Genomic DNA, 24,709 nt, shown 5'->3' on the forward strand with positions numbered 1-24,709 from the left:
GGGGCTTGTTTGTGTTTGAGTGTGGGGGGGGGGGTGGGGGGGCACGCGGGGGGGGGGGGCCGGTCTTGGTGGTGTGTTTCACAGTTTTATACCAAAACGGTGGGGGGGCGCCCCCCCCCCCCCGGCTGGGGGGCCAGCCCCCCAGACCCCCCGGAGTATTTGGACCAAGAAGAAGATGAAGCGGCGCTTCGGGCCATCGATAGCCTCAATGCATGACGTACGTCGCCATGTATGCAACCTATGCTGGGCCCAAGCACTCCTTCACTGTTTCTTCTTGGCGAAAATACTCTGGGGGTCCGGGGGCAACGCCCCCGGTCCGACGGGGCCGCACGAACACCCGTCTCAGTAACTGTACTCGGAATAAATCCGCGTCAGGTCGCCGTTCCAGTCGCCGTTGTAGTGATCGAGCAACTCGTCGGCGGGCACCTTGCCCGACTCGACGCTCTCTTTCAGGGCGTTGAGGAAGTGCGTTTCGTCCGCGATGAGGCCACCCGCGCCGGGGCGGGCGCGGGCTTTCAGGCCGGCGTCGGCGATGGCGACGGCCTCGCGCGCCAGATCGTGCATGTTGAGATCGCCGACCCGCGCCTGCAGCCCGTCGACCGAGGCGGCTACGCGCAGCGCGTCGCGCGTTTCGGCGTCCCAGCCTTTGACCAGATCCCAGGCCGCGTCGAGCGCGCCCTGGTCGTAGGTCAGCCCCACCCAGAACGCGGGCAGCGCGCAGAGCCGGCGCCAGGGGCCGCCGTCGGCGCCCCGCATCTCGATGAATTTCTTGACGCGGGCTTCGGGGAAGACCGTGGTCAGGTGGTCGGCCCAGTCCGACATCAGCGGGCGTTCGCCGGGCAGGGCGGGCAGCTCACCTTTCAGGAAGTCGCGGAAGGACATGCCGAGCGCGTCGATATACTTGCCGTCGCGGTAGACGAAGTACATCGGCACATCGAGCACGTACTGCACCCAGGCTTCAAAGCCGAAGCCCTCGTCGAAAACGAAAGGCAGCATGCCGGTGCGGGCCGCATCGAGATGCCGCCAGACCCGGCTGCGCCAGCTTTTGTGGCCGTTGGGCTTGCCCTCGAAGAAGGGCGAATTGGCGAAAAGCGCTGTGGCCACGGGCTGCAGTGCGAGCGCCACGCGCATCTTCTGCACCATGTCCGCCTCGGACGAAAAGTCGAGGTTCACCTGCACGGTGCAGGTGCGCCGCATCATGGCAGTGCCGTCGGTGCCCACCTTCTGCATGTAGCTGTCCATCAGCTTGTAGCGGCCTTTGGGCATCAGGGGCATTTCGTCATGGCGCCAGATCGGGGCCGCGCCGAGGCCGATGAAGCCGACGCCGATCTCGTCGGCGATGTCCTTCACCTCGCGCAGATGCTGATTCACCTCGTCGCAGGTCTCGTGGATCGTCTCTAGAGGGGCACCCGACAATTCCAGCGCGCCGCCGGGTTCCAGGCTGACGTTGGCGCCGTCCTTTTCGAGCCCGATGATCAGCCCGCTTTCCTCGACCGGGGACCAGCCGTGACGGTCGCGCAGACCCTCCAGAACAGCGCGGATCGAGCGGTCGCCATCGTAGGGCAGCGGTTTCAGGCTGTCCTTGCAATAGCCGAACTTCTCGTGCTCGGTTCCGATGCGCCAGTCTTGCTTGGGTTTGCAGCCCGAGGCCAGATATTCCGCAAGCTGTTCATGGCGCTCGATCGGCCCGCCGCCGGATTGGGGAATGGACATGGGAATGGGCTCCGGTCTGGGGTTGCGTGCGGGCCAAGGGATGGTCGCAAACCGGCCGGGTGTCAATGCAGCCGAAGGGTTGTCTGGCGCACATGTTCCGCGCGCCAGATCACCACGGGCGCGGCCCCGGCGTTCTGCATCTCGCGCAACATACGCTCGGTGCGCATGCCGGGCAGGCTGGCGAAGGCGTCAAAGAGTTGGTCCGCGCCTTCCGCGTTCAGCGGAATGGCGAGGAGTGGCTGGCCGGCCCGATGCAGCTGCCAATGCGGGGGATATGAGGTCGGGTCGAGCACCAGTTGCGTGAGGTCTTCGAGATCGGCCAGGCCGCCCGAGAGCGGCCCGAAATAGCCGATCCGGCCTTCGACGACCGTGACCACGCCGGGCCCGCCGCCGCCGCTGCGGAACCGAGCCCGCTGAAAGCCCGCGACGACCAGCGCGGCACCCGCGCAGGCAACGGCGAAACCGATCCAGTAAAGCAGACCGCCCACGCCGAAAACCCAGTAAAGCCCCAGCAGAACAAGCGCCGCGCCCGCCAGTGCTTCGCGCCAACGGTGCAGGGTTCTGGCCGCCTCGGGCCGAATCATCGCCAATCCCCGCAACGCAGTTGCCACAGAGTCATCGCGGCCACCGCCGCCGTGTCGGCGCGCAGGATGCGCGGCCCGAGGCGGGCGGTGTGGGCATGGGGCAGGGCCCGCAGACGCGCGCGTTCGGCGTCGGAAAAGCCGCCTTCGGGACCGATCAGAATGGCCCAGGGGCCGCTCGATCCGCCCTTGCGGGCGTCCTCGCCGGGGGCGCCGAAGACGCCCGCAAGGGCGGATGAGGTGGGCGCCTCGGCTTCATCGCAGAACATCAGCTGACGGCCCTCCGGCCAGTCGGTCAATATCCGGTCCAGCCGGATCAGCCCGGCCACCTCCGGCACGAAGGTGCCGCCGCATTGCTCGGCGGCCTCGACGGCATGGGCCTGCAGCCGGTCCTGCCGGATGCGCTCGGCATTGGTAAAGTCCGTCTGCACCGGCACGATCCGGCGCGCGCCCATTTCGGTCGCCTTTTCGACGATGAAATCGGTGCGGGCCTTCTTGATCGGCGCGAAAAGCAGCCAGAGATCCGGCGGGTCGGCCTGCGGGGCGGCCTGATCCTGGCAGACCAGCGTGCCGCCGCGTTTGCCAGCCTCGGCGACCTCGGCGGTCCATTCGCCGTCGCGCCCGTTGAACAGCGCGACCGCATCGCCTGCACCCAGGCGCATCACGCCGAAAAGGTAATGCGCCTGTTCCCGCGACAGGGGAACCGGTTGTGCCGCGCCCAGCGGGTGATCTACATAAAGCCTGACCTTCGCACGCATGGGGCGCACCATATGAGCCAACCCGAGACAACACCAGAGGGCCAAGTTGCCGATGCCGTCAGCGGCAACTGGGTCGACCTGTACGCCCCCCGCGCGCTGCGCCCCTATCTGCGGCTGAGCCGGGCCGACCGGCCCATCGGCACCTGGCTTTTGCTGCTGCCGTGCTGGTGGGGGCTGCTGCTGGCGATGGTGCATGATGGGCAGGCGCGCTGGTTCGATCTGTGGATCTTTGCGGGCTGCGGCATCGGCGCGGTGCTGATGCGCGGCGCGGGCTGCACCTGGAACGACATCACCGACCGAGATATCGACGGATCGGTGGCGCGCACCGCGTCGCGGCCGATCCCTTCGGGGCAGGTCAGCGCCAAACAGGCGCTGGCCTGGGCCGTCGGACAGTCGCTGGTGGCCTTCTGCATCCTGATCACATTCCCGGTGAACGCCATCCTGCTGGGCATTCTGTCGCTTCTGCCGGTCGCGATCTATCCTTTCGCCAAGCGTTTCACCTGGTGGCCGCAGATCTTCCTGGGCATCGCCTTCAACTGGGGTGCCCTGCTGGCCTGGACCGCGCATACCGGCACGCTGGGGTGGCCGGCGGTGCTGTTGTACCTGTCGGGGATGGCCTGGACGCTTTTTTACGACACGATCTACGCCCATCAGGACGCCGAGGACGACGCGCTGATCGGCGTGAAATCCACCGCGCGCCTGTTCGGAGACGCTACGCCGCGCTGGCTGGCGTGGTTTCTGGTGACCACGGTGGCGCTGATGGGGTATGCCATCGTCCTTGCCGCGCCGCGCGGCGAGATCCTGGCGCTGGTGCTGCTGCTGGCCGGGCCCTGGGCCATGGGGTGGCACATGCTGCTGCAGTTGCGGCGGCTCAAGCTGGACGACAACGACCGGCTGCTGACGCTCTTCCGGTCCAACCGCGATGCCGGCCTGATCCCGGTGGTGTTTTTCGCGCTTGCACTCTTCGCGTGATTGCACCCCGCGCCGCAGCGGCGTATCAGATAGGCCACGCTCACAACCCACAGGCGGCAGATGCGCTTGTCTTCCTTTTTCGTGACCTTTGGCACGTTCGCGCTGGCGGGCGCCGTTTCGCTGGTGGCGGCGTTTTTCGCCATGCAGGTGGTCGAGGACGGGTCGCGCACCGGGGTGCTCAACGCGCTTGACCTCGAGGGGCTGGATTGGGCGGATGTGGACGCCAACGGTCTTCAGCTTTTCGTGATCGGCGAGGCCCCCAACGAGGCCGAGCGTTTTCGCGCGCTGTCGGTGGCGGGCGGGGTGGTCGATGCGGCGCGGCTGATCGACCAGATGAACGTGGTCGAAACCACCGCTATCGCGCCGCCGAAATTCTCGATCGAGATCCTGCGCAACGATGCCGGCATCTCGCTGATCGGGCTCTTGCCCGCGACCACAGACCGCGAGCGGCTGCTGTCCGATGTTCAGCGTCTCGGCGGCGAGGGTGCGGTGTCCGACCTGCTTGAAGTGGCGGATTTCCCGGCGCCGGACGGATGGACCGACGCGCTGCGCTATGCGGTGGCGGCCCTGCGCGACCTGCCCCGCTCGAAGATGACGGTCGAGGCCGGCAGCGTGTCGATCAAGGCAATGTCCGACGACACCGAATCGCGCCTGCGTCTCGAGGCCGAGCTGGTGCGCCGCAAACCCGAGGGCCTGCGGCTGGCGCTCGACCTGTCGTCGCCGCGGCCGGTGATCTCGCCATTCGCGCTGCGCTTTGTACTGGACGCGGACGGGGCGCGGTTCAACGCCTGTTCGGCCGACACCGAAGAGGCGCGCCGCCGCATTCTGGCCGCCGCGGCCAGAGCGGGGCTCGAGGGCAAGACCGACTGCACGCTCGGGCTCGGGGTGCCGACCAGCCGCTGGGCCGAGGCGGTCGAGATGTCCATTGACGCTCTGGCAGAGATGGGGGGCGAGACGCTGACCATCGCGGATGCCGACATCACCATCGTCGCCGTCGAAGGCACGCCGCAGGCGGTTTTCGACCGTGTCGTGGGCGAGTTGGAGAACAATCTTCCGGATGTCTTCGCGCTGGATGCGGTGCTGCCGCAGCCGCCCGACACCGAACCCGATCAGGGCCCGCCGGAATTCGTGGCCACGCTGAGCCCCGAGGGCACCGTGCAGCTGCGCGGGCGGCTCAACAACGAGATCGCCCGCCAGACCGCCGACAGCTTTGCCCGTGCGGCCTTTGGGTCGGCCACGGTCTATACGGCGGCGCGCATCGACGACAGCCTGCCGCAGGGCTGGTCGGTCCGCGCGCTCGCCGCGCTTGAGGCGCTGTCGTATCTGTCCAACGGCGCGGTGACCGTGACCCCCGACAGCGTCGCCATCAGCGGCAACACCGGCTTGGTCGAGGCCGAGGCCGAGATCGCCGCGCTGCTGGCCGAAAAGCTGGGCGCGGAACAGACCTTCGACATCGACGTGACCTATCAGGAAAAGCTCGACCCGCTGCTGGGCATCCCGACGCCCGAGGAATGCGAGGCGCAGATCGTCGAGATCGTCGGCGACCGCAAGATCACGTTTGAGCCGGGCTCGGCCACGCTGGATGCCTCGGCCAAGGACATCATGGACGAGATCGCCGAACTGCTGAAGATCTGCGGCGAGATCCCGCTGGAAATCCAGGGCCATACCGACAGCCAGGGCCGCGAAGTGATGAACCAGCAGCTCAGCCAGGATCGGGCGCAGGCGGTGCTGAACGCCCTGCGCGACCGCCGGGTTCTGACCTCGACCTTCCGCGCCAAAGGCTTTGGCGAGGATATGCCCATCGCCGACAACGGCACCGAAGAAGGCCGCGAGGCCAACCGCCGCATCGAATTCAAACTGATCCGCCCCGAACCGGTGGAAGAGCAGCAAACCACGCTGGAAGCCGTGGAACAATCAGCCGGGGACCCATCGGCCGAGGAAGGAACCGGGGATGAATAGGACCGAATTTATCGTCACCACTGCGATCATCCTGTTCGTGGCCTTTTGTCTGGGATGGTTCGCCAACTGGCTCATTCACCGCTTCACCCGGGTCAGCCAGGCCGACGTGGATCAGTTGGAGCGGATGAGCCAGGAACTGCACGAGGCCGAGGAAACCCGCGATCAGGCGATCACCTATCTGCAGCAGCGCGAGGCGGAGCTGACCAACCAGCTGGCCCAGACCGAGGCCGAGTTGTCGGCCGCGATGGAGGGCCTGCGCGAGGCGCGGCACGAGGCCGAGGAACTGCGCGCCTATCTGGAGCGTCAGGGCCACGCCTGATCAGGCTCAGACGAAGACCGGGTCCTCCAGTTCTTCCTCGGGCATCGCGGTGTAATCCGGATCGAGCGATGTCTCGCCCGCGGGCTGCATCAGTGCTTCGAACAGCGCCGCCGGGTCGTTGGGGTCGGCCAGGCTCATGACATTGGTCGAGGCGGCGGCAGAGGGGGTCAGCTGGTATTCGTCGGCCACGTATTCCCGCATCAGCCATTCCTCGTAGGACCCGATCAGCGCGCCATCGCTGCCAAAGACCTGCGGATCGTAGGCGGAATATTCCTCGAAGGTGCTGCGCACCATGGCCTCTTCTTCGACGGTCAGGTTCTCTTCGAGCCCCCAGGTCGCGTAGCCGATATAGCTGCTGACGGTGACGTTGCCGCCGTAATCCGCAATCGCGGCGGTCGCGAATTCCGCGGCGTGGATGTGGTCGGAATGTTCGATATCGGCATAGCTGGTGGTGTGATCCTGAATGTGGATCTGCTCGGGCGCATGAATCCCCATCAGCGCGGTCAGCACGTCCGACAGCGCGTCGTCGGTATAGGTGTTGGCCCCATCGACGGTGGTCACCGAGGTCAGCGAACCGTCCCACAGCTTTGCGAGGCTCTGTTCGTCGTAGGTCGCCGATCCGTCGCCCGCGCCGAACCCGTCGGGTGTGCGCAGGAAATAGAGCCGGACCTCGGGCTGATCGGCGAGATAGCTGCTGGCGATGTTGTATTCCATGCCGCCCACCGTCAGCGACACGGTCTCGTCGACCCATTGGTTCGAGCCTGCCATATGGCCGTATGCCGCCTGCTCGCCGTCCTCGCGCGCGCCCCAGTAATCCTGGCCCATGCCGGCATCGCCGGCGGTCAGGTAGACCGTGGTCACCGGCGCATCGCCCGCTATCGCCTCATAGAGCGTGGGGTTCATGAAGAGAATGTCGTCGTCCTGATGCGCGACGATGAACATGTCGCCGCTGCCGTCGCCCGACACCGGGTCCACCGGATCGACAGGGTCTACCGGGTCGACAGGGTCTACCGGGTCAACCGGATCGACAGGGTCCACGGGATCCACCGGATCGACAGGGTCTACGGGCGCGTCGGTCTGGGTCACGCTCAGCGACAGGACCTCGCCGATCAGCGCGGGGTCGCCAGGCCAGTTGGATTCGCCCACCAAAAGGTTGGCGCGGTCCACGTCGGCGGGCACGACGCCCTGATTTTCCGCCAGGCGCACGCCGTCCTTGTCGATCCACATAAGGCCAGAGCTGTCGATGCCGACGCTCCAGTCGGCGGTCTCGCCCTGGACGATCGCCTCGGGGGCGATCACGCGGTAGGCGGCGCCGTCCTGCCAAAGCTCAAGCATCATGTCAGAGGTGTTTTCGACCTGCGCCAAAAGGATATTGTTGGTCGCCGGCCCGTCGCCGAAATCGAAGACGCGCTGGAAATAGGCCCCCTGGATGTCGTCGAAACGCACCGTGGTATCGACCCGGAACGCCCCGTCGATCTGTTCGACGGTCGTACCGGTCGGAGGATCGGTGGGTTCCACCGGATCGACGGGGTCGACCGGATCCACCGGTTCTACGGGGTCCACAGGATCCACCGGGTCGACAGGGTCCACCGGATCCACGGGGTCCACCGGGTCGACAGGGTCGGTCGGTCCCGCGCTGCCATCCTGCGTGATCGTCAGCCCCAGCACCACGCCGTCCAGCGGGTCGTCGCCGGATTGCAGCGTGTCGCCGATCAGCAGGTTCGCACGGTCCACATCGGCGGGCACGACGCCCTGCGCCTCGCCCAGGCGAGCGCCGTTCTGTTCGATCCACATCAGCCCGTCGGGATCCACGCCCACCAACCAATGGGCCATCTCGCCTTCGGCAATGGCGTTTTCGGCCACCAGAGTGTGCCATACGCCGTCCTGACGGATGGCGAACATCATGTCGTCGGTCGTGCCGATCTGCGAGAGCATGATGGTATGGTCGCCGGAATCGTCGCTGAATTCGAAGACCCGCTGGCCTTCGCCGCCCGCCAGATCGTCGAACCGCGCCACCACGTCCAACTGGAACGCCCCGTCGATCTGCGCCGGGGCATTCAGCAGGCCGCCATCGTCGGGATCGCCCGCGTTGGTGACGTCGATGCCCAGAACCGCGCCGTCCAGCGGCGTGTCCTCGGCCCAGTTCGACTGCCCCAGAAGTTCATGCGCGCGCGCCATGTCGATAGGCACCGTCGCCTGCGCCTCGGCCAGCCGCGCGCCGTCCTTGTCGATCCACATCAGCCCGTCCGGGTCGATGCCGACGTTCCAGGTGGCTGTCTCGCCCTGGACGATCGCCTCGGGCGCGGTGACGCGGTAGGATATGCCGTCCTGATAGAGGACGAACATGATGTCCGAGGTGTTTTCGTATTGCGTCAGAAGGATGTTGTTGGTGTTCGGCCCGTCCCCCAGATCAAACAGCCTTTGCCAATATCCCCCGCCGAGATCGTCGAAACGCGCCACGACCTCGATTTCGAACGCGCCGTTGATATCTTCGATATCGGCCAGAGGCTGGGTTGGATCATAGGGCGGCATGTCGGCTCCTGTCGGCGCTCCGGATCAACGTCTTTCGGTCGATTTCGGCGCAAGAGCGCGGCGCGGGCGGGCGATGGCAGATTCGCTCGGGCGTCTTCTCAAGACCCTGAAATCAACAGATCGACCTCCAGCCGCCTGAAATTAAACGTTTTTGCCAAGTCGGCGAAAATTTCCGCCACAAAGTTAACATGAAATCGCCACAGTCTTCGGACGAAAAATTCCGCGTGGCGTGAACAATACGTTTCCATACGGGCAACAATTGAATGCGCCGCGCCGCCATGAGATCGGGCGGCGCGGCCAAGGCGTGATCGTCAGAGCGCCAGCCGGAACAGCGCGAATCCGGCGTCGCTGGTGCCGGCCGGGCTCAGGTCCATGCCTTCGAGCGTTTCGGCGTATTTGGCGCCCGCTGGGCCGGTTTCGAAGAGCACCGTGGTGCCGTCCATCGGCGCGAAGGACCAGTTGGCATCGGCCGAGGGGCTGACGGTGCCCTGCTCGACGATATAGCGCACGATGACGTCGCGGTTGGTGTCGGGCGCCTCGAAGATCACCGTCGAAGGGTTCGCGCCCGGGAACGATCCGCCGCCCGAGGCGCGGTAATTGTTCGTGGCGACGACGAATTCCTGCGCCGGGTCGATGGGCTGGCCCTGGAACGTCAGATTGACGATGCGGTTGGTGTCGGGCGCCACGACATTGCCGTCGCGGTCGAACTTGGCCGGCTGGCTGAGGTCGATCTGATAGCGCACCCCGTCGATCACATCGAAGTTGTAGCTGGGGAAGTTGGCGTTCTGCAGCGGTGCGTCCTGCGCCCCCGGTTCCACCTGGTTGAACATGCCCGCCGAGCGTTCCAGCCAGTCCTTGACCTGGGCCCCGGTGATCTTCACCGCGCGCACCGTGTTGGGATAGAGGTAGAGATCGGCGACGTTCTTGATCGCCACGTCGCCCTCGGGCACGTCGGTGTAGTAATCCGGCCCGCCCCGGCCCCCGGCCTTGAAGGGGGCGGCGGCGGAAAGGATCGGCAGGCCTTCGTATTCGGTGCCCGCCATCATCTGCCCGATGTACCAGGTCTGCGCGTTCGACACGATCTGCACCGACGGATCGTCGGCCACCAGCGCGAAATAGCTGTGCAGCGGCGCGTCGGTCTTGCCGACCGCGGTGCGGACATAGGCCAGCGTCGCGTCGTGGAAGTCCTGCACGCTGTCCAGTACGGGCTGGTAGCTGTCGACCAGAGCGGTGACCGACCGGTCCTCGTTGCGCTTCGAGATCGGCCGCGCCTCCGACGTATGCGACAGGATGCGCCAGCCGTCGCCGTCGCGTTCCAGCAGCAGGTCGATCAGCCCCATGTGGCTGCCCCAGAAACCGCCCATGACGCCCGGTTTGCCGCCGATGGTCCCGGCGGCGACATCGACCCCGGCCCAGTCGTCATACTTGGAGGACGGAAAGACAAGGTGGCTGTGCCCGGTCAGGATGGCGTCGATGCCCTCGACCATGGCAAGCGGGATCGAGGCGTTCTCCATCCCGTCCTCGGCCGCGGCCGCGCCGATGCCGCTGTGCGACAGGGCGACGACGATGTCGGCACCTTGCTCGCGCATCTGCGGCACATAGGCCTTGGCGGTGGCGACGATGTCGCGCGTCATGACGTTGCCCTCAAGATGCTTGCGGTCCCATCCCATGATCTGCGGCGGGACAAAGCCGATGAGCCCGATGCGGATCGGATGTTCGGTGCCCGCGCCGTCGCGCAGCGTCCGGTCGAGGATCACATAGGGCGGCACCAGCGTGGTGTCCTCGGTCGGGCTGGCGCCCATTTCCTTGACCACGTTGGCCGACACCACTGGGAAGTCCGCTCCGGCCAGCGATTTCGCCAGGAACGACAGGCCGTAGTTGAATTCATGGTTGCCCAGGGTCGAGGCGTCAAAGCCAAGCGTGTTCATCGCCTGGATGACCGGGTGCATATCACCCTCTTTCATGCCCTTTTCATAGGCCATGTAATCGCCCATCGGGTTGCCCTGCAGAAAGTCGCCGTTGTCCAGCAGCAGCGCATTGGTCGATTCGGCCCGGACGCCCTCGATCAGGGTGGCGGTGCGGGCAAGGCCAACGGTATCGACGGCCCGGTCGGCGTAGTAGTCGTAAGGGAAGACATGGACGTGCAGGTCCGTCGTCTCCATCAGGCGCAGGTGGGCCTGATTGGCGGTGGCGCGGGCCGAAAACGGATGCAGCGCAACGAAACCCGCGGTGGTGGCAAGAAACTGGCGGCGGTTGAAAGTGACAGGCATGGAAAATTCCTCGGTCGGTTGACCGGGTCAGCCTAGCACCGATTCTGCGAAAGCCGTTTGACAAATCTGTGGCTGCCGCCGGGGTGGCGATGGTTGGCCGAGAACCGTTCGGGGTTTGGGCGCAGGCGCGGATGCCGTCAGGGGGTACAGACGATGGCCTCTGCCTCGATCTCGACCCGGTAATCGCCGATCAGGCGGGCGATTTCGAAGAGCGTGTTCGCCGGTTTGATATCCCCGAACACCCGCCCATGAGCGTGGCTGACCGCCAGAACGTCCTCGGCGTCGGACAGGTAGACGCGGGTGCGGACCACGTCCTCGATCCCCGATCCCAGCGCGGTCAGCGCGCTGGCGATCTTGTCGAGGATAAAGGTCGTCTGCGCGCCCGCGTCGCCCGCCGCGACCACGCGGTCGGTGCCGGCGGTGGCGGTGGTCCCTGACACCAGGATGCGGTCGCCGATCCGCTGCGCGCGGCAATAGCCCGCGATGTCCTCCCATTCGCTGCCGGTCAGCACGCGGGTCGCGCCGGGCCGGTGCGGCACCGGCTCGACCGTGACGGCGGTGGGCATTTCGTCCAGATGGTGGCTGAGATCGCCCGACGCGGTCAGGAAAGGCGGCTTTCGGTATTCGTCGCCGCAATCGCCGGGCAGGGGAGTGGTCACGGCGAAGGCTTGGTTCAAAGCCGCGTGGTCGTCGTCATCCAGCGCGAACTGGAACAGCCGGGCATTGTCGGTCATGTGCTGCGCCTCGCCCAGCCGCGCGCCGATGATGACACCGGCGACCGAAGCGTGCTCCAGCACCCAGCGGGTGGCCACGTTCGACACCGACACCCCATGCTTGTCCGCGATCGCCGCTGCGGCGCGCAGTACGGTCTGATAGGCCTCCCATCCGCCCGCCGTGTCGATGAAGCGCTTGTATTTCATCTTGCTCCAGTCGGTGATCTCGGCCGGTTCCGGCTGCCCCAGCCAGCGTTCCGACAGGAACCCGCCCGCCAGTGTGCCATAGGCCAACAGCCGCACGCCGGTCTTGGCGCAAAGATCGGACAAAGGCCCCGCCGCGCGCCGGTCTAGCAGCGAGAACGGCACCTGGTTGGTGACCAGAGGGATCCCGTCGGCCAGCGCCAGATGCAGATGCGCGGCGTCGAAATTGGTCACGCCGATTTCGCCGATCAGTCCTTCGTCTCGCAGCCGCGCCATCTCGTGCAGCGCGTCGAGCCAGGCCGGGTGCTCGAAGCTCCACCAGTGAAATTGCAGCAGATCGACCCGGTCGGCGCCAAGCCGTTGCAGCCGTTCCATAACGCCCGCGCGCACGACGTCCGCCGTCATCGGGCCGGGCGTGGGGCACCATTTGGTGCAGATCACCGGGCGGTCGGGCAGATCGCGCCGCAACAGCGCCCCGGCGATCAGCTCGGCCGAGCCATAGTGATCGGCCATGTCGAAAGTGCCGAACCCGGCCTGGGCATAAGCCTGCAAGTGATCCGCGCCTGTCTCGGGGTCGATCAGGTCGCCGTCCTTTTCAATGTCGGCCACCTGCCAGAGCCCCACCAGCGCGCGGCTGAGGGTCAGGCGGTCGGTCAGGGTCAGGCGGTCTGGGGTCGGCATCGGGAGGTCCTGTCTTCTGTTGTCGTCCAGACCCTAGGGGGCGGCGGAGGGAATTGTCCATCGCAACCCTGGGTGCAACCCGATTGACACCCCGGACGAACCCCGCAACCATGCGTCATGACTGCGGAATTTTCTGGGGTGCCATGACGGCGGAGACGGCAGAGGACGGCTTTTGGCTTTATGACCTGCGGGTCGAGACGGTGGTGGGCGACCGCACCTCGGTCTGCCGCCATGTCGAGGGCGAAAGCTTTGCGGTCGAGGGCGAATTGCTGGTCTTCGACCAAGGGCAGAAAGTGTCGATGTACGCGCTGGCCGCGCTTCTGCCGCTTTTGCCGGTGAAACAGCGGCCGACCGCGCCCAACGACTGGATCAGCACCGATGCCGAGGTCGCCTGCCCGGATCCGCATTGCGGTGGGCGGTTCCGCATCACCCGCGGGGAAAAGCGCTGGTTTCGGCACGCCGAAACGACCGGCCTGCCAGAGGCCCGCGACACGCCATATTGGGACAACGAATGACGGTAGAGACGACAGAACTGCGCCCGGGGCACCGGATTTCGCGGGTGATCCGGGGCGGCTGGCAATTGGCCGGCGATCATGGCGCGGTGGACCGCGCGCAGGCGATCCGCGATATGGAGGCCTTTGTCGACGCCGGGGTCTTCACCTTCGACTGCGCCGATATCTACACCGGCGTGGAAGAGATGATCGGCGAGTTCATCGCCGATCTGCGGGCGCGCCGGGGGTCTGCGGTGGCCGACAGGGTCTGCGTGCATACCAAGCTGGTGCCGGATCTGACGCTGCTCGAGACGATCCAGCCAAGGGACGTCGAGGCGATCATCGACCGGTCGCTGAAACGGCTGCGGGTCGAGACGCTCGATCTGGTGCAGTTCTTCTGGTGGGATCTGTCCCTGGGCGACCCGCTGGAGGGGCTGAGCGTACTGAAGGACCTGCAGGCCAAGGGCAAGATCCGCAACCTCGGCCTGACCAACTGGGACGTGCCGCAGATCGCGCCTTTCGTCGACGCGGGCTTTGATATCTGCGCGGCGCAGGTTCAGTATTCCGTGCTCGACCGGCGGCCAGCTTTGGGCCTTTCCAAATGGGCGGCGGAGCATGACATGCAGCTTCTGTGCTATGGCACGCTGGCCGGCGGGTTCCTGACGGAGAAATGGCTGGGCCAGCCCGATCCGGGTTACGCCTTCGAAAACCGCAGCCTGGTGAAATACCGCCTGATCATCGACGAATTCGGCCCGTGGGAGCGGTTCCAGCGCCTCTTGGCCACGCTCAAGCAGGTGGGTGACCGCCATGACGTGTCGCTGTCGGCGGTGGCGACGCGCTGGGTGCTGGACCAGCCGCAGGTCGCGGCGGGGATCGTCGGCGCGCGCTATGCGCGGCACCTGCCCAAGACGCTCGACGTGTTCGACCTGACGCTGGACATCGACGATCATGCCCGCTTAGGCGCCGTGCTGGCCGAGGCCGAAGGGCCGAACGGCGATGTCTTCGCGCTCGAGGCTGACCGCACCAGCCGCCACGGCCGGATCATGAAATACAACCTCAACACCAATCCCGCCGACAAGGTGCTGGGGGCCGATGGCTGATCCGGTTCTGAGCCTCAGCGGCATCACCAGGGATTTTGGCCCCTTCCGTGCCGTGAACGACGTGTCTCTCGACATTCTGCCGGGCACGATAACCGGGCTGATCGGCCCGAACGGCGCGGGCAAGACCACGCTTTTCAACGTGCTTTCGGGGATGCTGCCGCCGACGGCGGGGCAGGTGCGGCTGATGGGGCAGGACGTGACGGGGCTGTCGCCGGACAAGCTGTTCGCGCTGGGGCTGGGGCGGACGTTCCAGATCCCGCGCCCCTTCGCGCGCATGTCGGTGCTGGAGAACGTCATGCTCGCGCCGATGGCGCAGATCGGCGAGAGCCTTTCCGGCCCGTTCCTTCGCGCGGGCGCGATGCGCGCGCAGGAAGAGGCGATCCGCGCCCGTGCCTTCGACGTGCTGGATTTCGTCACGCTGGGCGCTCTGGCCGATCACGCGGCGGGGCAGATCTCGGGCGGGCAGATGAAGCTGCTGGAGCTGGCGCGGGTGCTGATGGGCGATCCACAGGTGATCCTGCTGGATGAACCGGCGGCGGGGGTCAATCCGACTCTGACCAACGTGCTGATCGAAAAGATCGAAGAGCTGAACCGCGCCGGAAAAACCTTTGTCATCATCGAACATGACATGGATTTCGTGATGCAGCATTGCGACCCGGTCATCGCGCTGGCCGAGGGGCGCGTGGTGTTCCAGGGCACCCCGGCCGAGGCGCAGGCCAACCCGGTGCTGCTGGATGCCTATCTGGGCACGATGGCCGATGACTGAGCTGGTCGCACGCGATATCGTCGCGGGCTACGTGCCCGATCTGCCGATCCTCAAGCGGGTGTCTGTCACGGCGCGGGCGGCGCAGGTGACGGTGATCATCGGGCCAAACGGCGCGGGCAAGTCGACGCTGATCAAGGCGATTGCCGGGCTGGTCCCGGTCGCCTCGGGGCAGGTGGCGCTGGACGGTGCGGCGATCACCAACCCCCGGCCCGACACGATGGGCGCGCGGGGGGTGGCCTATGTCCCGCAATCCGACAACATCTTCCGCAGCCTGACGATCCGGCAGAACCTCGAACTGGTGCTGCGTCGCGCTGGGACGGAGCGGCAGGCGCGGCTGGACGCGCTTTTGGCGCAATTCCCGGCGCTGGCCGACAAGCAATCGGATAAGGCCGGGGCGCTGTCGGGCGGTCAGCGGCAGTTCCTGGCGGTCGCCATGGCGCTGGCGATCAAGCCGTCGGTCATCCTGATGGACGAACCCTCGGCCGGGCTGTCGCCCAAGGCCGCGGAGGAGGTGCTGGAGCATACCCGCGCCCTGACCGAGCGCGGCGTGACTATCCTGCTGGTCGAGCAGAACGTCAAACAGGCGCTTCGGCTGGCGGATCATTGCTACATCCTCGCGGACGGGCGCAACCAGGTCGACGGCCCCGCCGCGGACCTGCTGCGCGATCCGGTGGTGGGCCAGATCTATCTGGGCGGCAAGCGGGTGGCCCCGGCATGATCCAGCATCTGGTCGACGGCGTTCTTGTGGGCTCGATCCTGTCGCTGGGCGCGATCGGGCTGACGATGGCGATGCACATGCTGCGTTTCGCCAATTTCAGCCATGCCGAGCTTTTGTCCATCGGGGCCTATGCGGCGCTGGTTTTCGACGGGGTGTTCGGGGCCCTCTATCCGCCCTTGTCGGGCGTCATCGGGCCGCTCAGCCTGACCTGGGCGCTGGCCTGCGCGATCCTCGTGTCGATGGGGATCACTGGCGCGTCGGCGGTGCTGATCGACCGGCTGGTGTTCCGCCGGGTGCGCGCCAAGGGGGGCGAGCTGTCGATGGTCTTTGCCTCGTTCGGGGTGGCGATGATCGTGCGCAACGTGCTGGGGCTGATCTTTGGCCTGCAGGCGCAGCTTTACTCCAAGGACATCGTCTTTGCCGTCGTCCTGAGCCGCGATCCGCTGCTACTGGTCAAGCCGGATCAGGTGTTCACCCTGGTGGCGGCGCTGATCATCATGTGGGCCCTGCACCTGGTGCTGTCGCGCACGACCTTCGGCTATGCGCTGCGCGCCGTGGCCGAGAACCCGAGCCTCGCGCAGGTGTCGGGGATCAACCTCAACCGGATGATCGTGGCGGTTTGGGTGATCGGCGGCGCCCTGGCCGCGGCGGCGGGCGTGTTCTACGGGCTGACCAACCAGATCAACCCGGTGCTGGGGCGCGATCTGGTGCTGCCGATTTTTGCCGCGACCATCGTCGGCGGCATCGGCAGCATCTACGGCGCAGTGCTGGGCGGGTTCCTGGTGGGCATCGCGTCGAACGTGGCGCTGCTGCTCTTGCCGTCGGGTTACAGCCCGGCGGTGCCGTTCCTGATCATCCTGGCGGTGCTGATCCTGCGGCCCACGGGCCTGTTCGGGGAGGCGCGCTCATGATCGGTATCATTTCCTATCTGGTGTTCTTCACCACCGTGGCCGCGATCCTGAGCATCGCGGTGCTGGGGCTGAACCTGCAATGGGGCAACACGGGGCTCTTCAACGGCGGCGTCGTGGCGTTCTTTGGCGCCGGGGGCTACGTCACGCTGATCCTGGGCGGCACGCCGCAGGCGGCGCATCTGGGGGGCTATCAGCTTTGGTATCCGCTGGCGCTGCTGGGCGGAATGGCGGCGGCGGGGGTCATGGCCTGGGTCGTGGGCGTGCTGACGCTTCGGCTGAGGCACGATTACCTAGCCATCGCCACCTTCGGCGTCGCCGTCGCGGTCGAGACCTTCCTGCGCAACGCCCAGTGGTTCGCCGGTGGCGCGCAGGGACTGCGCGGGTTCGAACGGCCGTTGAGGCAGGCGCTGGGCGACGGGTTCACCTACAACCTCGGCTTTCTGGCGGTCGTGCTGATCCTGTTGGCGCTGACCTACCTTTTTCTCGAACGGCTGATCCGGTCGCCCTTCGGCCGCCTGCTGCGCGCCATCCGCGAGGATGAGACGGCGGCGCAATCGCTGGGCAAGAGCCCTGCGCGCGTGCGGCTGGCGTCGTTCATCACCGGATCGGTGATCATGGGGCTAAGCGGTGGACTCTACGCCACGTTTTACGCTTTTATCTCTCCTCAGGACGTGCTGCCGATCCTGACGTTCCAGATCTGGGCGATGCTGATCGTGGGCGGCGCGGGCAACAACAAGGGGGCCATGATGGGGGCCTTTCTGATCTGGGGGGCCTGGACGGCCAGCGGCTGGGCACTGTCGCGCTTTGCGCCGCAGGACTGGCAGCTTTACACCGGGTCGGTGCAGTTCATCCTGATCGGGTTCGTGATCGTGGGCATGTTGCTGTGGCGGCCCGAGGGGCTCTTTCCGGAACGGTTGGCCGTGTCGCAGACACGGCACCGCAAGACATAACAGACAAGTCAAAATCACAGGGAGACAGACATGAAGATCATGACGAAAACCAGCGTTCTGGCGCTGGGCCTCGCGGCGGGGCTGGCGTCGCTTGGCGGCGCTGCGGCGGCGCAGGAGTGCACCACCAAGATCGGCGCGGTGCTGCCCACGTCGGTGGACTGGGGCAAGCCCATCGCTGCCACGGCGCAATACGCCGTCGATCTGGTGAACGAGGCAGGCGGCGTGGCCGGCTGCCAGATCGAGATGGTTCTGCGCGACACCCAGGTCGATCCCAAGGTCGGCGTGGACGCGGCCAAGGCGCTGGTCGATCTGGACGGGGTGCAGGTGCTGCTGGGCGCGGTCAGCTCGGGTGTGTCGATGCCGATCCTGACCTCGGTCACGGTGCCGGCGGGGGTGATGCAGATGTCGTGCTGTTCGTCCTCGACCGCCTTCACGGGCCTCGCGCAAGAGGGCAAGACCAACGGTCTGTGGTTCCGCACCTTCGCCACCTCGGGCGTGCAGGCCGCCGTCGGCGCGATGGTCGCCCGCGACCAGGGCTATAAATCCGTGGCCATTCTCTACAAGAACGACGATTGGGGTCAGGACATCGGCAAGCTGATCGCTGCCGATCTCGAGGCGCTGGGGATCGAGGTGACCGCGTCGGTCGCGCTCAACGACGGTCAGGCCTCCTATCGCGCCGAGGTGACCGAGGCGCTGAAAGGCGCGCCCGAGGCGCTTTACATGGCGCTCTATCCCAAGGAAGGCACGGCGGCGGTGCGCGAATGGCTGAGCCTCGGAGGCACGCAGAACATGATCGTCGCCAACTCGCTGAAATCGACAGAGTTCCGCGACAATGTCGGGCTCCAGTATCTCGGCAGCACCATTGGCACCGACACCGCCTCGCCCCGCAGCGAAAGCGCCACCGCCTTTGTCGAGCAATACACCGCCCGGTTCGACGGCCCGCCGAACGGGCCCGGTCTGGCCAACAGCTATGACGCGACGATGATCGCGCTCTTGGCGATGGAGGCCGCGGGCAAGGACGCCACCGGCGCCCAGATCGCCGCGATGGTGGGCAAGGTGACCGATCCCTCCGGAACGCCGGTCACCGCAGATGCCGAGGGCTTCGCCAAGGCCAAGGAGGTTCTGGCCGGAGGCGGCAGCGTCTTTTTCCAGGGCGCGACGGGCAACGTGCGGTTCGACGCCAATGGCGACGTGTCGGCCCCCGCGGTGACCTGGGGCTTTGGCGAGGGCGGCATCGAAGAGCTGCAGTACATCTCGCTCGACGAGGTGGACGGCTTTATCGCGTCGTTGAAGTAAGCGGGGGCACAAAACTGCCGCGTATCGGGGCCGCCGGATCGTCCGGCGGCCTTTTTCGTGCGCCAAGTGTTGTGAAACGCCCCTGGTTCAGCTTGCCTCAAGTCGCGGAATCAAGGCCGAAGGCCGCCGCGACCAGCGCCTGCCCGTCCCGGCGGGCTGGCGCTTTGTCGACGTGGGCGCGCCGATCAACCAACGCAGTGACTTGGCGAGGATAAAGCGCGCAGACTTTTCGTTGCAGCGCCACCCCACGGGCAGGCGCTGGTCGCGGCTCATGTGCCCCCTGCCGAACGCTTCTAGTAACTGCGCGGCAGCCCCAGAACATGCTGGCCCAGATAGGCCAGGATCATGTTCTTCGAGATCGGCGCGGTCTGGTAAAGCCGCGCCTCGCGCCACTTGCGCTCGATCCCGTATTCCCGCGCGAAGGCAAAGCCGCCGTAGACCTGCATGCAGACCTCGGCCGCTTGCCAGGAGGCGTCCGCCGCCAGCATCTTGGCCATGTTCGCCTCGGCCGCCGGTTTCCGCCCGGCATCGAACAGAGCGGCGGCCTTGCGCACCATCAGTTCGGCGGCCTGCAGATCGGCATAGGCCTTGGCGATCGGGAACTGGATGCCCTGGTTGGCCCCGATCGGCCCGCCAAAAACCTTGCGGTCCTGCGCGTATTCCACCGCCTTTCGGATGAAGAACCGCGCGTCGCCGATGCATTCCGCGGCGATCAGGATGCGCTCGGCGTTCATGCTGTCGACGATATAGCGGAAGCCCTTGCCCTCTTCGCCCACCAGCGTGTCGGCGGGGATTTCGAGGTTGTCGAAGAACACCTCGCAGGAATTGTGGTTGATCATCGCGTCGATCTTGCGCAGCTCCAGCCCGTTGCCGAGCGCGTCGCGCATGTCGAGCAGAAAGACCGACATCCCGTCCGATCGCTTCTGAACCTCGGACGCGGGCGTCGTGCGCGCGAGCAGCAGCATCAGATCGGATTCCATTGCCCGGCTGGTCCAGACCTTCTGACCGTTCACTATATAAGTGTCGTGGGCGGTGCGCTCTGCCCGGGTTTTCAGCTGGGTGGTGTCGCTGCCTGTGGTGGGTTCGGTCACGCCGAACGCCTGCAGCCGCAGATCGCCGCTGGCGATGCCGGGCAAGTACTTCTGCTTTTGCGCCTCGGACCCGTATTTCAGCACGGTGCCCATCGTGTACATCTGCGCGTGACAGGCCGCGGCGTTGCAGCCGCGTTCGTGGATCGTTTCCAGAACCGCCGCCGCCGCCCCGAGCGGCAGGCCAGAGCCGCCGTATTCCTCGGGGATCAACGCGCCCAGAAAGCCCGCCTCGGTCAGGGTGCGCACAAAGTCCGAGGGGTAGGCGCCCTCTTTGTCGAGCGCATTCCAATAGTCGTTGGGAAAGCCATCGCAGAGCTTTGCGATGGCGTCGCGGATATCGGGCCAGTCTGCGCCCACCGGAACCGTCAGCGTCTCGTTGCCCGTGCCGTTCATGGTCTGCCCCCGTTGATCCGTTGCCGCCGCTGCAGGCCCCGAAGCACCCGCGCGAGGCCGTTTTACGGCAAACGCGCCGCGGTGCGCCACCGGGTTTTCCCGGCACCCGCCCCATTCGCGACCGGATTGATCAGGATTTCGCCCCAATCCGCTCAAATTCAGGCCTAACTGATTGTTGACAAACACGGACTAAAGCAGGCCGAGCAGGAGAGCCGCAATGTCCGTGTCGGGTTGGGAACAACTACTCATCGAGCTGGTCAACCGCGCGCGGTTGGACCCGGTCGGTGAAGCAGACCGCATGGAGCTGACCGAGGGGCTTGACGCGCTGCCGCAATCGGCGCTGCAGCCGCTGGCCCCCGACGCCGCACTTTGGCAGGCGGCAGAGACCCATTCCAATTGGATGATGACGACCGACACGTTCAGCCACACCGGCGCGGGCGGCAGCAGCGCCGGGCAGCGCATGGTCGATGCCGGCTACGGGGCCACGGGCACCTTCGCCTGGGCCGAAAACATCGCCTTTCGCGGATCGTCCGGCACGCTCGACATGCTGTCGGCGGTCGAGGCGATGCACCGCAACCTCTTTCTCAGCGAAGGGCACCGTCTCAATATTCTTAGCAGCGGCGTGAACGAGATCGGCATCGGCCATGTTACCGGCACGTATCAAAGCTACAACTCTGCCATGGTCACGCAGAACTTCGCCCGCGACAACGATGCGGTCTTCGTGACCGGCGTCGCCTATTCCGATGACGACGGCAACGATTTCTATTCGGTCGGCGAGGGCATGCAGGGCGTCACCATCGCGTCGGGCGGGGCATCGGCCGCGTCGCAGGCGGCGGGCGGATATTCTCTGGCGGTGACCGGCGGGGACACGACAGTGACCTTCACGACCGCCGTGGGCGCGATGTCGGCGTCGGTGAACATGGACGGCGAGAACGTCAAGATCGACGTGGTCGACGGCACGACGCTTATGGCGTCGGCCGATGTGACCTTGGGGGCGGGCGGGCTCAACGCCGGCGTTCTGGGGGTGTCCGACCTCGACGCGACAGGCAATTCGACGGGCAATGTGCTGATCGGCAATTCCGGCGACAACACCCTTTCCGGGCGGGGGGGCGACGACACGCTGACCGGCGGCGCGGGCAATGACCGTCTGATCGGCGGCGCGGGCAACGACCGCGTGCAGGGCGGCGCGGGCACCGACACCGCGGTGATCTCCGGCACCATGACCGACATTGCCGTGTTCGACACCACCTCGGGCACGATGGTCTTTTCCGGTGCGGGCGTCGACCTGCTCAGCGGGATCGAATTCATCGAGCTGAACAACGGCACCTTCGCCCTGTCCGAAGTGATCGAGAGTGCGTCCGGCGGGGCAAACGGAACCTGGAGCTTTCAGGTCGACGCCAACGGTCTCGACGCGCTCTTCGGCGAGGACGGCAGCGATTTCCTCGACGGGCTGGATGGCGACGACATTCTGAACGGCGGCGATGGCGACGACGTGCTGCTCGGCGGCGACGGGGCCGACAATATCGCGGCCTCCGACGGCAACGATTTCGTCGATGGCGACAACGGCGACGACCTGATCGGCGGTGGGCTTGGCAACGACACGCTCAACGGCGGCCAGGGCGCGGACATCATCGGCGGCGGCCAGGGGCACGACCTGATCCACGCGGGCGGCGGCAAGGACGTGGCCAGCGGCGGCGCAGGCGATGACACGATGGATGGCGGCGCGGGCGACGACATCATGGGCGGCGCGTTCAACGACGACCGGCTGAGCGGCGGCGGCGGGAACGACCAGCTGGGCGGCGGCACCGGCCGCGACCTGATCTCGGGCGGGGCCGGGTCGGACAGCATCGGTGGCGGCGAAGGCGACGATACCATCTATGGCAACGACAACGCCGATTTCCTATCCGGCGGCGGCCGTCACGATCAGATCGACGGCGGCAATGGCGCCGACACGATCAACGGCGGGTCGGGCAACGACACGCTGACCGGCGGGGCCGGCGCGGACGTCTTTGTGTTCAACGAACTGACGAACGGCGAAACCGACCTGATCCTCGATTTCGAAGATGGCAGCGACGTGCTCCGCCTGACCGGGGTTTCCGCCCCGGCGGGAACCGGGGCCCAGGGCCGGTTCGACGCGCTCGATATTACGGCCGCGACCGTGGCCGGCGAGGCGGGCGTCACGGTCGGCTACGGCGGGAACAAGATCAAGATCGCGGGGATCGGGGTCGACGATCTGACCGCCGACGACTTCCTCTTCCTCTGATCTGCGGCGCGTTCCCGAAAGTCAAAACCGTTTTATTGAGGTTCAGTCTGCGGGTCGAATGACTGACCCTGCCGGGTTGACCTTTTGCGCGCAGACTTTCCGCCGTTTGTCGGGTTCCTTTCGCGGACATTCTGGGTTACCCAGAAATCAAAGGTGAATCCCAATTCGCCATTTAGCCAATAAGTTGAATATCAGATCAATTACTACCGTAAAAAGAGAATTTCCACACTTGCGCAAAGCAAGGTGTGGATAACTCGATTAACGATAGTTTAACGAATTTGCTCAACCCTTTGATCTTGGGTGATTCTCTCCAAATGTGGCAAGATCGCGTCCTGGCCGAAAACCGGCATTGTGCCTTTCGGAAACAATACACCTATATCTTGTTGATCTGTCCATTTTTGGCCAACAGAATGTGGCAGAAATATGGCATTTTCCAGTCAACTCCAACAAATTCTAGGCAAAATTGAGGAATTGCCTTTAGGTGTTCAGCCGGGGGAATGCGTCGTCTGCTTTTGCAGCTTTCAGATAATTTTATCGGCGCGGTGATCCGGGTTGGAGCTTGACTGATGTTTGAAGATGTTTCCAAGGCACAGGCCGCAGTGGATTTCTCGAAAACAGGATCCGGGGCTGGGACGTCCGCGCGATTGACGCGCTTCTGGCGGGTCTTGCTGTCCTTCCCACTGGTGGTGGCCGTCCTCTGGCTGATGTCGGTCGGTGCCGCCCTCGCCCAGGCAAACGATTACATCCTGGAGGACTCCGGCGGTACGGCCTGCACCAAAGACAGCAGTCTGACCTACTCGGTGACCGACTTTACCGCCACGTTCTGTACGTCGGCTGGCGGATTCTACGAAGTGAGTGGAAGCGGAACCGTCACGAACGATCAGAGTGCTGGCCGGTACGATTTTCGCGTCGGTGTTGCGGAGCAATTGTCCGCGACAACTTACAACGTCGTTTCTTCAGATTGCCTGGACCCCGGAACGAACATTGGTGACATCGATGGGGACGGGGATTGCCCAGACATTGGGCCGTCTGCCACCGCATCAACGACCGCAACGCTGCAAATCCGGTGTAACGCGCCAATTAGTTCGGCTTTCCTTGTGCTGGGTTACTCAACCACGGCCTCCACAACCTTAAATGGTAGCGACGAGATCATTGGGCAAGGCAACCAGCAGTGCCGCATCAGCGGCGGAGCGGTCACTGTTCCCTTCGGCCCGCAGATCCAGCTCAAGAAGTTCTCTGTCGGCAGCGCGGGCTCTTACGTGGTCGACGGGGACAACACAGCCCCCGGCTCCGCCACGCTGAACGCGAATTCGCAGGTCGGGAGTACGGATACGTATGAATCCGCGACCGAAGTGCTCTTCGTTTCGGAATCGATCTATGACGACGCGGGCGGCTACACCGGCGACGTCGTCCTGACCGAGGTTCTCGACCCGAACTATACGCAGACCGCCTTTACCTGCACCGAGAGCGGCTCCCCGATCGGCACGTGGAACGCCGCGTCCAACAGCTATACGATCGCCTCGGGCGAACTGGCGAACAACCAGATCATCCAGTGCGAAATCACCAACGCGGTTCCCGGACAGATCCTTCTGTCCAAGACCGTGGACGATGGCGGCGCGGGGCTCCCTTCGGCCGGCGACTGGGAAGTCGGTTACACCGACAATGCCGCGATCTCCGACAGCGGATTCGGTACGACCGGCCTGCAATCCGTTCCCGCGGGCACCTACGATCTGACCGAACAGCTGGTAGGCAATACCCTTGGCTACGACATCGGCGTCAGCTGCTCCACCGAAGGCACGCCGATCAGCACCGGAACAGGGGCGACATCGGTTTCCGACGGTAGCAAAGTCACCGTCGGAACGATCGAGATCGAGCCGGGCAAGGCGACGACCTGCGTAATCACTAACACCTTTACCCCGAGGCCGGACATCACGCTGGTCAAGACCGGCAACCTCGATCTGGGCGCGGACGGCGTTGCGACGCCGGGCGACGTGATCACCTACGGCTTCACGGTCGAGAACACCGGCA

General features: G+C 65.6%; 19 protein-coding genes. 12 read left to right on the forward strand and 7 right to left on the reverse strand.

Features of this window, described 5'->3' with window-relative positions; all coding sequences use genetic code 11:
- Positions 1 to 342: 342 nt before the first annotated feature.
- The 3 genes from RXV88_RS20555 to RXV88_RS20565 form a co-directional block, all read right to left on the reverse strand.
- Positions 343 to 1,713 (reverse strand): glutamate--cysteine ligase, encoded by a 1,371-nt coding sequence (locus RXV88_RS20555; protein ID WP_316295370.1) that lies wholly within the window; start codon positions 1,711 to 1,713, stop codon positions 343 to 345.
- 62 nt (positions 1,714 to 1,775) lie between these two features.
- Positions 1,776 to 2,297: a hypothetical protein gene (locus RXV88_RS20560; protein WP_316295371.1), complete on the reverse strand. Its 522-nt coding sequence runs from the start codon at positions 2,295 to 2,297 to the stop codon at positions 1,776 to 1,778.
- A complete protein-coding gene (locus RXV88_RS20565; protein WP_316295372.1) occupies positions 2,294 to 3,052 on the reverse strand; it encodes a 16S rRNA (uracil(1498)-N(3))-methyltransferase in 759 nt (252 codons plus the stop codon). Before RXV88_RS20565 ends, RXV88_RS20560 begins: the two co-directional genes overlap by 4 nt.
- A gap of 12 nt (positions 3,053 to 3,064) precedes the next feature.
- Here RXV88_RS20565 and ubiA point away from each other — a divergent pair, with 12 nt between their 5' ends.
- From ubiA to RXV88_RS20580, 3 genes are read left to right on the forward strand one after another with little or no spacing between them, the layout of a single operon-like run.
- Positions 3,065 to 4,024 (forward strand): 4-hydroxybenzoate octaprenyltransferase, encoded by a 960-nt coding sequence (ubiA, locus tag RXV88_RS20570; protein ID WP_316295373.1) that lies wholly within the window; start codon positions 3,065 to 3,067, stop codon positions 4,022 to 4,024.
- Between the two features lie 60 nt (positions 4,025 to 4,084).
- A complete protein-coding gene (locus tag RXV88_RS20575) occupies positions 4,085 to 5,983 on the forward strand; it encodes an OmpA family protein (protein WP_316295374.1) in 1,899 nt (632 codons plus the stop codon).
- Positions 5,976 to 6,302, forward strand: a complete 327-nt coding sequence (locus RXV88_RS20580) for a hypothetical protein (protein WP_316295375.1) — start codon at positions 5,976 to 5,978, stop codon at positions 6,300 to 6,302. The genes RXV88_RS20575 and RXV88_RS20580 overlap by 8 nt, the downstream gene beginning before the upstream one ends.
- Before the next feature lie 6 nt (positions 6,303 to 6,308).
- Here the strand turns inward: RXV88_RS20580 and RXV88_RS20585 are convergent, their stop codons facing one another.
- From RXV88_RS20585 to RXV88_RS20595, 3 genes are all read right to left on the reverse strand, one after another.
- Positions 6,309 to 8,834 carry a PIG-L family deacetylase gene (locus tag RXV88_RS20585; RefSeq protein ID WP_316295376.1) on the reverse strand — a complete coding sequence of 842 codons (2,526 nt, stop codon included), beginning with the start codon at positions 8,832 to 8,834 and terminating at the stop codon, positions 6,309 to 6,311.
- Positions 8,835 to 9,145: 311 nt separating this feature from the next.
- The gene (locus RXV88_RS20590) at positions 9,146 to 11,104 is read right to left on the reverse strand and encodes a bifunctional 2',3'-cyclic-nucleotide 2'-phosphodiesterase/3'-nucleotidase (protein WP_316295377.1); all 1,959 of its coding nucleotides are present in this window, start codon (positions 11,102 to 11,104) and stop codon (positions 9,146 to 9,148) included.
- Between the two features lie 137 nt (positions 11,105 to 11,241).
- The gene (locus tag RXV88_RS20595) at positions 11,242 to 12,702 is read right to left on the reverse strand and encodes an aldo/keto reductase (protein WP_316295378.1); all 1,461 of its coding nucleotides are present in this window, start codon (positions 12,700 to 12,702) and stop codon (positions 11,242 to 11,244) included.
- Positions 12,703 to 12,845: 143 nt separating this feature from the next.
- Between RXV88_RS20595 and RXV88_RS20600 the strand changes: the two genes are divergently transcribed.
- The 7 genes from RXV88_RS20600 to RXV88_RS20630 are packed head-to-tail and all read left to right on the forward strand — an operon-like array spanning position 12,846 to position 18,934.
- On the forward strand, positions 12,846 to 13,217 hold the full coding sequence (locus RXV88_RS20600; RefSeq protein WP_316295379.1) for a TIGR04076 family protein: 372 nt from the start codon (positions 12,846 to 12,848) through the stop codon (positions 13,215 to 13,217).
- Complete coding sequence (locus RXV88_RS20605) at positions 13,214 to 14,293, forward strand: aldo/keto reductase (RefSeq protein ID WP_316295380.1); 1,080 nt, start codon at positions 13,214 to 13,216, stop codon at positions 14,291 to 14,293. The genes RXV88_RS20600 and RXV88_RS20605 overlap by 4 nt, the downstream gene beginning before the upstream one ends.
- Complete coding sequence (locus RXV88_RS20610) at positions 14,286 to 15,059, forward strand: ABC transporter ATP-binding protein (RefSeq protein WP_316295381.1); 774 nt, start codon at positions 14,286 to 14,288, stop codon at positions 15,057 to 15,059. The genes RXV88_RS20605 and RXV88_RS20610 overlap by 8 nt, the downstream gene beginning before the upstream one ends.
- A complete protein-coding gene (locus RXV88_RS20615; RefSeq protein ID WP_316295382.1) occupies positions 15,052 to 15,777 on the forward strand; it encodes an ABC transporter ATP-binding protein in 726 nt (241 codons plus the stop codon). Before RXV88_RS20610 ends, RXV88_RS20615 begins: the two co-directional genes overlap by 8 nt.
- Positions 15,774 to 16,688 (forward strand): branched-chain amino acid ABC transporter permease, encoded by a 915-nt coding sequence (locus RXV88_RS20620; RefSeq protein ID WP_316295383.1) that lies wholly within the window; start codon positions 15,774 to 15,776, stop codon positions 16,686 to 16,688. Before RXV88_RS20615 ends, RXV88_RS20620 begins: the two co-directional genes overlap by 4 nt.
- The gene (locus tag RXV88_RS20625) at positions 16,685 to 17,638 is read left to right on the forward strand and encodes a branched-chain amino acid ABC transporter permease (protein WP_316295384.1); all 954 of its coding nucleotides are present in this window, start codon (positions 16,685 to 16,687) and stop codon (positions 17,636 to 17,638) included. Before RXV88_RS20620 ends, RXV88_RS20625 begins: the two co-directional genes overlap by 4 nt.
- A 30-nt stretch (positions 17,639 to 17,668) precedes the next feature.
- Positions 17,669 to 18,934, forward strand: a complete 1,266-nt coding sequence (locus RXV88_RS20630; protein WP_316295385.1) for an ABC transporter substrate-binding protein — start codon at positions 17,669 to 17,671, stop codon at positions 18,932 to 18,934.
- A 293-nt stretch (positions 18,935 to 19,227) separates the two neighbouring features.
- Here RXV88_RS20630 and RXV88_RS20635 read toward each other — a convergent pair whose 3' ends face one another.
- A complete protein-coding gene (locus RXV88_RS20635) occupies positions 19,228 to 20,418 on the reverse strand; it encodes an acyl-CoA dehydrogenase family protein (RefSeq protein ID WP_316295386.1) in 1,191 nt (396 codons plus the stop codon).
- Between the two features lie 217 nt (positions 20,419 to 20,635).
- Here RXV88_RS20635 and RXV88_RS20640 point away from each other — a divergent pair, with 217 nt between their 5' ends.
- Positions 20,636 to 22,681, forward strand: coding sequence for a CAP domain-containing protein (locus RXV88_RS20640; protein WP_316295387.1), 2,046 nt, complete (start codon positions 20,636 to 20,638; stop codon positions 22,679 to 22,681).
- Between the two features lie 566 nt (positions 22,682 to 23,247).
- Positions 23,248 to 24,709: hypothetical protein (locus tag RXV88_RS20645; RefSeq protein ID WP_316295388.1), on the forward strand; the 1,462-nt coding region annotated here is incomplete at its 3' end.

This window comes from Aestuariicoccus sp. MJ-SS9 (assembly GCF_032586235.1).
GTDB lineage: Bacteria > Pseudomonadota > Alphaproteobacteria > Rhodobacterales > Rhodobacteraceae > Aestuariicoccus.